Source organism: Neobacillus drentensis (assembly GCF_036965425.1).
In the GTDB taxonomy this organism is placed as follows: domain Bacteria; phylum Bacillota; class Bacilli; order Bacillales; family Cytobacillaceae; genus Neobacillus; species Neobacillus drentensis_F.
The window spans coordinates 982-2,393 of the sequence record NZ_JBALPP010000081.1; the positions used below are offsets into that span (position 1 = coordinate 982).

The 1,412-nt window shown below is 31.5% G+C and carries 1 protein-coding gene; it reads right to left on the reverse strand.

From position 1 onward, the window contains the following. Positions 1–69: 69 nt before the first annotated feature. A complete protein-coding gene (locus V7161_RS19325; RefSeq protein ID WP_335714542.1) occupies positions 70–987 on the reverse strand; it encodes a class I SAM-dependent methyltransferase in 918 nt (305 codons plus the stop codon). Positions 988–1,412: the final 425 nt, after the last annotated feature.

Consider the following 1,412-nt stretch of genomic DNA (forward strand, 5'->3'; position numbering starts at 1 on the left):
TTATTAGTATTGAAATAATAAAGATCCTCTCAATCATCAAAATCATTAAGAGGATCTTGTATTAGAAAATTATTTCTTAACAGCGTGGATAAAATGAATTGTCTCGAATGCAGATAAATAATCCGTCCTATTTCTAAAGTATTGCTCATTTATCGTAGTTGGTGATAAAAGTTCATAAATTAGTAAACCTGATTTTTCTAACGTTTTCTCAAGTTCATTATAAGCAAAACTTGATTTCATTGGTTCACCACTTGCCAAAGCCATTTTCACCATATTTTCAACTCTATTAGACATACACTTTTCTTCAAAGAGTGTTTCATCTGCATAGTCAAAAACTATAGAGCTTCCAGATGGGACTTTGGCAAATAAATGTTTGATCAGGCTTGAATTTTCCTCTTTTGTTAAATAATACGAAACACCCAAAAGACTAAAGAAAGTTTTTTTGTTCTCATCAAATCCTTTATTTATTAGAGTTTGATAAGAGAAATTCTTGGTGAAATCCATAGGGACAAAATGAAGATGATTTGGTATTTTTAACCCTGCATAAGTTAATCTTTTTATTTTGAATTCCTGTGTAGCCGGATGGTCAACTTCAAATATTTCTAATTTGTTCCCTAATTCAAGATGTCGAAAGCAAAAAGTATCTAAACCGGCTCCGAGAATCACGTATTGTTCTAATCCCAAAAACACTTCATTGAGCAAAACTTTTTCACAAAAGGCTGCACGGGCAAGAGGTGTAGGGGAGAGTTGCACCTGTGTAATCCATTTTAAAATTTCTTCTGGATGGTCTTTAAACCTTTCAGCAATGCCTTTGTTGAAGAATTGTATACCATTAATCATATTCTCTCTAATCTCTGAAAATTCTCTTTGTGAAAGGAGATCTTTTGCAAGATAGTCATCAAATATTATTGGTAAATCATTCTGACTGTGATAAGCCCGAGAAAAAGATGAAATTAAAGCGGTTATACTGGATTCATTTTGCTTCACATCTTAACCCTCCAAACAAAAAAATAGGATTCCCCTGACCAGGAGAATCCTATTTTACACAAGATTTCAATAAAAGTAAATTATAACATAAATCAATTTTTTTGTCAAATATTTAGCCTTTTAGTTAGGGTGTTCTCTTAATGAAAAATTCTTATTGTACTAAAAGGTGCTTATGTTAAAGATGGGAGGGCTGCTGCGATTCTGTTTTTATTAAGCTAAATGGGAAGAATAGTTTAGGAAAAGAGTCACCCTTTATGTGACAATCTTAACCCATGTTACGTAAATAGAATTAATTCATTCGTTCAATGGGGATATGAAATATATTCCATGAAATAATGATAAAAATTAAAGAAATTAAACAAGCGATGACTGGGGATTTAAAGTGTATTAGCAGAATAACAAATACTAAAAGGTCAAAGCTTAAA